A 7,736-nucleotide genomic window follows, 5' to 3' on the forward strand; every position below is an offset into this window, starting at 1 on the left:
TACAGACAAGGTCAGGTGTAAAACCTGCCTTTAGGAGCGATCGGCCTCCCCCAGAAACGCACTACTTGTGTGTGTAACCTGTGACCATAACCTCTTTCGTTGGGCACAGGGACAACATACAAGGAGCGAACTTGTTGGCCAAGATCCTGCGCGGTGTATCAGATACACCGCCTCGCCAACACGTTGGCTCCTGCAGAAGATTGTTTATCCAGCCGACTTCCCAAGCATTGATTTTGGAATGGCCAGGATCAGCCCGCCACTGACCAACAGACACAATGCCAATACGTACGTCCCGTTGTTGATATCGCCCGTCAGGTTCTCTGCAACGGCGGTAATCATTGATCCAGTAAAGCCGGACAGGTTACCGATCGCGTTAATCATGCCAATACCGGCGGCGGCAGCCACACCCGAAAGCACCGTACCCGGCAGTGTCCAGAAAATCGGCATCAGGCTCAAAATGCCTGAAGCGGCAACGCTCAGGAATAGAATGGATAACGTCAGATTCGCCGCGAAATACGCGCTCAGAATCAGGCCGACGCCGCCGATGAATGCTGGAATCGCCGCGTGCATACGGCGTTCACCGGTGCGGTTGGAATGCCGAGCGTTAAGGGTCATGGCTATGACAGCGACAGAATAGGGAATCGCGGTCAGCAAGCCAATATGCAGACTGTTAGAAATGCCCGCGCTCTTGATGATGGACGGCATCCAGAACGCCAACCCATAAAATCCAGTGTTGAAGGTGAGTAAAATCAGGATTAACAACCAGACACGGGGATTGAAGAATACTTCCCTCAGGCTTGAAGTCTTACCGGTATTGTCAGTCTGTAAATTGGCCTTGAGCATCACCTTTTCAGCGGCTGACAACCATTTCGCCGAGTCGATATTATCCGCCAGGCAACCAATCACCACCGCGCCCATGATCAACGAAGGAATACCTTCAATGATCAGCATCCACTGCCAGCCCGCCAGGCCTTGAACCCCTTGCATACTGTTCATCAACCAACCTGAGAGCACGCCACCCAGGGTCAAGCTGATCGGCATTGCCATCAGGAAGCCAGACATGACCCGGCTCTGCCGATGCGTAGGGAACCAGTAGTTGAGGTAAAGAATGACACCGGGAAAAAAGCCTGCTTCGCAAATGCCGAGCAAGAATCGCAGCACATAAAACATGCTGCTCGACTCAAGATGGAAAAACGTTGCCAGCGGCACGGTGAACGCAACAGCGACTGATACCAGCGCCCAACTCCACATGATCCGGGCGATCCAGAACCTGGCGCCGAGTTTATGCATCAGCAAGTTGCTGGGAACTTCGAAAAGAAAATATCCCCAGAAAAAGATGCTGGCGCCGAGCGCGTAGACGGTGTTGCTGAACTGAAGATCATTTAGCATGTCCAGTTTGGCGAAGCCGATGTTAACCCTGTCCAAGTAAGCCGCCATGTAGCACAGCAGCAGAACCGGAAGGATGCGCAGGATGACCTTTCTATAGGTTCGGTCTTCAGCGGTGATGACGGCGGCATCACTTTGCGAAGGCAAAGGGCTGGATAGGGTATCCATGGGTGTGCTCCTGGGCATGTGAGCACGCCCGATTGTTTTTATTAATAATGGGTCTGGCTGATAACGAACCGGACTACGGCCGGTCGATGGTCAACGTCCCCCCAGTTGTACGCTGGCGAATACTCTAGGCGGCAGACCGATTCTTTCCCAATGGCATTTACTGATTAATCGATAACGTATCGTTATCGATCTGTGGTTTGGCCATTCAAGTGTTTTTCTCCCTGTCTAGCTTGGCGTTTTCCAACAATATCTCAGCGAACTCCAGGGCCGCCCCCGACAGTTGTTCGCCCTTGCGCGTGAGAATGCCGTAGTCCTGGGGCGCCAAATACAGAGGCGTGTCCAACGGCCTGAGCAGTCCGCTGTCTATGTGTGGCCCCACCATGGATTCGGGCAGCATCGCTATCATCGGACCGGTTTGTAATACCTGTAAGAATGTCTGCATGGAGATCGTATCGATGGTGTTCTTAGGGGTAGGAATTCCTGCTTTGGCGAACGCCAACTCCATGCGGCCGCGTATGGGTGTACCGACTGGATACAAAATCCATGGCCACTGACCCAGTTGTTCCAAGGGTGTGGGCCCCGTATCGCACAGCGGATGCCGGCTATTGACCACGATCTTGAAGGGTTCAGGTGCCAGCGCCTGAAAGTCATAGCGGTGCTGCTGAGTTTCATTAGTGAAGCGCGCAACGGCCAGATCGAGCTTCTTTTCTTCAAGCATTTCCATCAGGTGGTCGCTGGTTTGTTCAACCACTTCAATGGAAAGCAACGGCCAGTGTTGCTTGATTTGAACAATAGCGCTCGGTAGCGCGACGGCTGTAGCCGCAAAAATTCCGCCGACCTTGAGGTATCCATGACCGCCTTCGCGCAGGCTGATGATCTGTTCCACAAAAAGGCTCGCGTCACTCAGCGCAATCTTTGCGTAGCGCACTACATGCTCGCCCAGGGCCGTGGGCGGCATGCTTCGGGGAAGACGCTCAAAGACGGCGAAGCCAAGCAGGCTCTCAAGCTCTTTCAGCATTTTGCTGATAGCCGGTTGGCTCAGGTTCATCTGTTCGGCCGCAAGGTGCATATTACGCGTGCGGCCCAAGGTGTCGATCAAGGTCAGGTGCCTGAACTTGAGCCACCCGCAGAAACTGGAGAATGACAAATCAGACATAAGAGCATCCTCTGATTGCGATAACACCACGTTATCAGTTGTTGAGTATTTGTCATTGGAGTTTATCGCTAGGCACCTCTAGCGTGAAGGCCTCGCAGATCAGGAACTATAAAAATGTCCATAACACTCACTCCCGCGAACACCCTTCCGGCTGATGGCCTGGCAGGCACTCTCATCGGCCGGGCCTGGGTCCCTGGAGATATTTCGGGCCCATCCCCGGTGGTGCTTCGCCCCGAGGGCGTGTTTGATCTGTCTGAGCGTTTCGCAACGCTTACAGACCTTCTCGAGCTGTCGGCGCCTGCTCAAGCGGTACGTGAAACCCCAGGAAAGCTAATCGCCAGTGTCGAACAGCTCCTGGCAAATTCCGGCAGCACCTTCGACAGTTCAAAACCCTACCTGCTGGCCCCCGTTGATTTGCAAGTCATCAAAGCGGCCGGCGTGACATTTGCCGCCAGCATGATCGAGCGTGTGATCGAAGAACAGGCTGGCGGCGATGCCGGAAAAGCCCAGGCTGTTCGCGCGGTGGTGCACAATGCCATTGGCGATAATTTGCGCACCATCAAGCCTGGGTCTGAGCAAGCGTCTCGTCTTAAAGCGTTGCTGATCGAGCAAGGCATGTGGTCGCAGTATCTGGAAGTGGGAATTGGTCCTGACGCGGAAATCTTTACCAAGGCGCCTGTTCTTTCGGCCGTTGGCAGCGGCTGCGAAATCGGTATTCACCCCCAATCCCAGTGGAACAATCCTGAGCCCGAAGTGGTGTTAGCGGTAAACAGCCGCGGTGAAATCCATGGTGCGACCTTAGGTAACGATGTCAATCTGCGTGACTTTGAGGGACGCAGTGCGCTGCTGTTGGGCAAAGCCAAAGACAACAACGCCTCCTGTTCACTGGGGCCATTTATTCGTCTGTTTGACGAGACGTTCTCCCTGGACGATGTGCGTAATTGCGTAGTGGCCCTGGAGGTCCGGGGCAAAGATGGCTACGTGATGCACGGCTCCAGCTCTATGGATCAGATAAGTCGCGACCCTGCGGATCTCGCCAGCCAGACCCTTAACGCCAACCATCAATACCCTGATGGATTCGTGCTGTTTCTTGGGACATTGTTTGCACCCACTGAGGACCGGGATCATGTCGGTGGCGGGTTCACCCACAAATTGGGCGATGAGGTCAGCATCAGCAGTCCGCTGTTTGGCAGCCTGCACAACCAGGTCACACACAGCGGCGACGCCCCTCACTGGACTTTCGGCGTCAGTGCCCTGTTGCGCAATCTGTCAGCGCGAGGCCTGTTATCGCGCTGATCCTGCTCCACGGCAGTTTGCAACAACAGGCTGGCACCCCGGCTTGAGATTACTCGGGTATGGCGGCCACCGCCGCAGACTCAATCAGCCGCAGATTCAACAAATATAAGAGAGAAAACGAACCATGAGTGATACACCTAAACGTCCTTTGCGCAGCCAGCAATGGTTCGACGATCCCGATCATGCAGACATGACCGCGCTGTACGTTGAGCGCTATATGAACTACGGGCTCACCCGCGAGGAGCTGCAATCAGGGCGCCCGATCATTGGTATCGCACAAACGGGCAGCGACCTGACGCCCTGCAACCGCCACCACATTGAGCTTGCGCAGCGGGTAAAGGCCGGCATTCGTGATGCCGGCGGGATTCCCATGGAGTTTCCGGTGCATCCCATCGCAGAGCAGTCGCGACGACCCACTGCTGCCCTTGATCGCAATCTCGCGTACCTGGGCCTGGTAGAAATTCTTCACGGCTACCCGTTGGACGGCGTAGTCCTCACCACCGGTTGCGACAAAACCACGCCTGCTTGCCTGATGGCCGCCGCGACCACGGACTTGCCTGCCATTGTTCTGTCTGGCGGGCCCATGCTTGATGGCCATTACAAAGGACAACTGATCGGTTCGGGTACGGTGCTCTGGCACGCCCGAAATCTGATGGCGGCCGGCGACATCAACTACGAGGGTTTCATGGAAATGACCACGGCGGCGTCTCCGTCGGTAGGACATTGCAACACCATGGGCACTGCGCTGTCGATGAACGCGCTGGCCGAAGCGCTTGGCATGTCGTTGCCCGGTTGCGCCAGTATTCCTGCACCCTATCGCGAGCGCGGACAGATGGCCTACGCCACCGGCAAGCGCATCTGCGAACTGGTGCGACAGGACGTGCGGCCGTCGCAGATCATGACCCGTCAGGCGTTCGAGAATGCCATTGCCGTCGCCTCGGCATTGGGGGCGTCGAGCAATTGTCCGCCGCACCTCATTGCCATTGCCCGCCATATGGGAGTGGAGCTGAGTCTCGATGATTGGCAGCGCATCGGCGAAGACGTACCGCTGCTGGTTAATTGCATGCCGGCTGGCAAGTATTTGGGGGAAGGTTTCCACCGCGCGGGTGGAGTTCCCGCCGTGATGCACGAGTTGCAAAAGGCCGGACTGTTGCATGAAGAGTGCGGTACGGTGTCTGGCAAGACCATTGGTGAAATCGTCCGCACTGCCGTCGCCAGCGACGTCGATGTAATCTATCCCTATGAAGCACCGCTCAAGCATCGAGCCGGATTCATTGTGCTGAGCGGCAATTTTTTCGACAGCGCCATCATGAAAATGTCGGTGGTGGGCGAGGCCTTTCGCAAGACGTACTTGTCCGAACCAGGCTCGGAAAACAGCTTCGAAGCCCGGGCGATTGTGTTCGAAGGTCCAGAGGACTATCACGCCAGAATCAACGATCCCGCGCTGGAAATCGATGAGCGCTGCATCCTGGTCATCCGTGGCGTCGGCAACGTCGGCTATCCCGGCAGCGCTGAGGTGGTGAATATGGCCCCTCCCGCCGCACTGATCAAAAAGGGCATTGATTCCCTGCCTTGTCTGGGAGATGGACGGCAAAGCGGCACATCGGCGAGTCCGTCAATTCTCAATATGTCGCCCGAGGCGGCGATCGGCGGTGGCTTGGCCCTGCTTCGCACCAATGACCGACTGCGTGTTGACCTGAATACTCGCTCGGTCAATGTACTGGTTTCTGATGAGGAGATGGCCGAGCGTCGCCTGGCCTGGGAACCGAGCTACCCGGCTTCGCAGACCCCGTGGCAGGAACTCTATCGTCAACTGGTTGGCCAATTGTCCACTGGCGGCTGCCTGGAGCCGGCGACCCTGCACCTCAGGGTCATTGCCCGTAGCGGCGAGCCGCGTCATTCCCATTGATTCTGTACGGGTAGCAGGCATAACACGTTGGCTTTAAGAGAAGCTGAAATGTAGGAGCGGGCTTGCTCGCGATGGATCGCGAAGCGGTCCCAGATGCCGAATTCAGCCCTGGCTGGAGGAATCTGATGCAAACGCTTGTCATTGGTATCGATCTGAGCACCACGACGTGCAAAGCGATTGCCTGGGCTGCGGACGGAACCCTGGTTGCCCAGGGCAGGGCGGCGCTGAGTCTTGAGCGGCCGGGTGCCAATGCCTATGAGCAACATCCGGAGCAGTGGTGGTTGGCGGCTCAGGATGCGTTGAAGGCGCTGGCACCCTTGATTGTCGGTGACGTCGTCGTTGCGCTGGCGATCGTCAATCAGCGCGAAACGGTGGTGGTCACTGACACTGAAGATCGTCTGTTGCGGCCGGCGATTCTTTGGCTGGATGAGCGTCGCAAGGACGAAGTTGCAACGCTTGCCGACAAAATCGGTCGCGAGCGCCTGCACGCAATCACCGGCAAGCCGCTGGACTGGTCACCGGCCATTTACAGCCTGGCATGGATGGCCCGGGCCGAGCCGGATCTGTTTCGCCGTATTCGCCATGTGTACGACCCGCACGCCTGGCTGGTACGCAAGCTGACCGGTGAATTCGCCACCAGTTGGGCCAGCGCAGACCCGTTCGGCGCGTTCGACATTACCCGTCACTGCTGGGCCGACGAGGTGTTGCAAGCGCTGCCATTAGCGTTAAATGCCCCCTGCTTTCCGCCTGCTTCAGCCCCCGGCAGCGTGATTGGCCGGATCACGCAGCGAGCGGCGGAACTGACTGGGCTGCCGGTCGGGATTCCAGTGGTCGCAGGCGGCGGCGATGGTCAGGCGGGCGGGTTGGGAGTGGGCGTGGTCAGCGCCGGCACGGCCTATTTGAATCTGGGAACGGCGATAGTGTCGGGGGTATATGCCAGTGGTCCGCGAGTGAGCCACGCCTTCCGCACGATGTGCGCGGTGGACCGCCAGGGGTACGTGCTGGAAACTTCACTGCGTTCCGGCACGCTGTTGATCAACAGCCTGGTGCGGCAGTTTTTCGCCATGGATCCGGTGACCCAGCCTGGCTGCTTGATCAGACTTGAAGCCGAGGCCTCAAGCGTGGCCCCTGGCAGCGCCGGGTTGATCCTGTTGCCATACTGGAACGGCGTAATGAACCCATATTGGGATCAGGATGCGCGGGGTTGCGTTCTGGGCTTGTCGCCTGACCATGGGCGAGCTGAAATCTATCGGGCCTTGCTGGAAGGTATCGCCCTGGAACAGGCGCTCGCCACCCGGCAGATGGTCGAGGCCACAGGTGAACCGGTAAATACCTTCATTGCCATTGGTGGCGGGGCGTCCAGCAGGCTCTGGTGCCAGATCATTGCTGACATCACTGATCGCCCGGTGGTACGGGCAATCACCCAGGAGGCATCGAGCCTGGGCGCAGGAATTGCAGCGGCGGTGGGCGCCGGTTGGTATACGGAGTTTGCCAGCGCCGCCCGTGCCATGACTCAGCGAGGGGAGACCTTATTGCCGGACCCTGACCAGCGTGAATTTCACCGTGAACTGTTTGAACTGTACGTCGACCTTTACCCGCGCCTCAGGGATTTGTATCCGAGATTGGCACGGTTAAATCGCCGCTAAAATCCAGGCTGGTGGCTTCCCAATCCCGGTGCAGGCTGTGTGAAAAATACTGCGGGCTGGGCACCTTCGGTGCTACGCACGCAATACTGCGTTAAAAACAGGCTCGTGCGCGAGTCCGATCAAAATGCTCATTTACAACCCGTAGAGTCGATCGCGACCCCGGCCGTTTCTCGCC

Annotated in this window: 5 protein-coding genes; 3 read left to right on the plus strand and 2 right to left on the minus strand. The window is 57.3% G+C overall.

The genetic code is table 11. The features are described 5' to 3' along the window. Positions 1-204: 204 nt before the first annotated feature. Together JWR17_RS08335 and JWR17_RS08340 are read right to left on the minus strand one after the other, a co-directional pair. A complete protein-coding gene (locus tag JWR17_RS08335; RefSeq protein WP_299830182.1) occupies positions 205-1,554 on the minus strand; it encodes an MFS transporter in 1,350 nt (449 codons plus the stop codon). A gap of 205 nt (positions 1,555-1,759) precedes the next feature. Next, complete coding sequence (locus tag JWR17_RS08340) at positions 1,760-2,710, minus strand: LysR family transcriptional regulator (protein WP_299830184.1); 951 nt, start codon at positions 2,708-2,710, stop codon at positions 1,760-1,762. A 114-nt stretch (positions 2,711-2,824) separates the two neighbouring features. Here JWR17_RS08340 and JWR17_RS08345 point away from each other — a divergent pair, with 114 nt between their 5' ends. From JWR17_RS08345 to JWR17_RS08355, 3 genes are all read left to right on the plus strand, one after another. Then, a complete protein-coding gene (locus JWR17_RS08345) occupies positions 2,825-4,006 on the plus strand; it encodes a fumarylacetoacetate hydrolase family protein (RefSeq protein WP_299830187.1) in 1,182 nt (393 codons plus the stop codon). Between the two features lie 124 nt (positions 4,007-4,130). Continuing rightward, positions 4,131-5,915: an IlvD/Edd family dehydratase gene (locus JWR17_RS08350; RefSeq protein WP_299830189.1), complete on the plus strand. Its 1,785-nt coding sequence runs from the start codon at positions 4,131-4,133 to the stop codon at positions 5,913-5,915. Between the two features lie 125 nt (positions 5,916-6,040). After that, positions 6,041-7,561, plus strand: a complete 1,521-nt coding sequence (locus tag JWR17_RS08355) for an FGGY family carbohydrate kinase (protein WP_299830191.1) — start codon at positions 6,041-6,043, stop codon at positions 7,559-7,561. Positions 7,562-7,736 lie beyond the last annotated feature (175 nt).

This window comes from Pseudomonas sp. (assembly GCF_028293835.1).
Classification (GTDB): Bacteria; Pseudomonadota; Gammaproteobacteria; order Pseudomonadales; family Pseudomonadaceae; genus Aquipseudomonas.

Bases quoted from the DNA above. Each gene is read 5' to 3' on its own strand.
- JWR17_RS08335 (WP_299830182.1), bottom strand. From the start codon at position 1,554: ATGGATACCCTATCCAGCCCTTTGCCTTCGCAAAGTGATGCCGCCGTC.
- JWR17_RS08340 (WP_299830184.1), bottom strand. From the start codon at position 2,710: ATGTCTGATTTGTCATTCTCCAGTTTCTGCGGGTGGCTCAAGTTCAGG.
- JWR17_RS08345 (WP_299830187.1), top strand. From the start codon at position 2,825: ATGTCCATAACACTCACTCCCGCGAACACCCTTCCGGCTGATGGCCTG.
- JWR17_RS08350 (WP_299830189.1), top strand. From the start codon at position 4,131: ATGAGTGATACACCTAAACGTCCTTTGCGCAGCCAGCAATGGTTCGAC.
- JWR17_RS08355 (WP_299830191.1), top strand. From the start codon at position 6,041: ATGCAAACGCTTGTCATTGGTATCGATCTGAGCACCACGACGTGCAAA.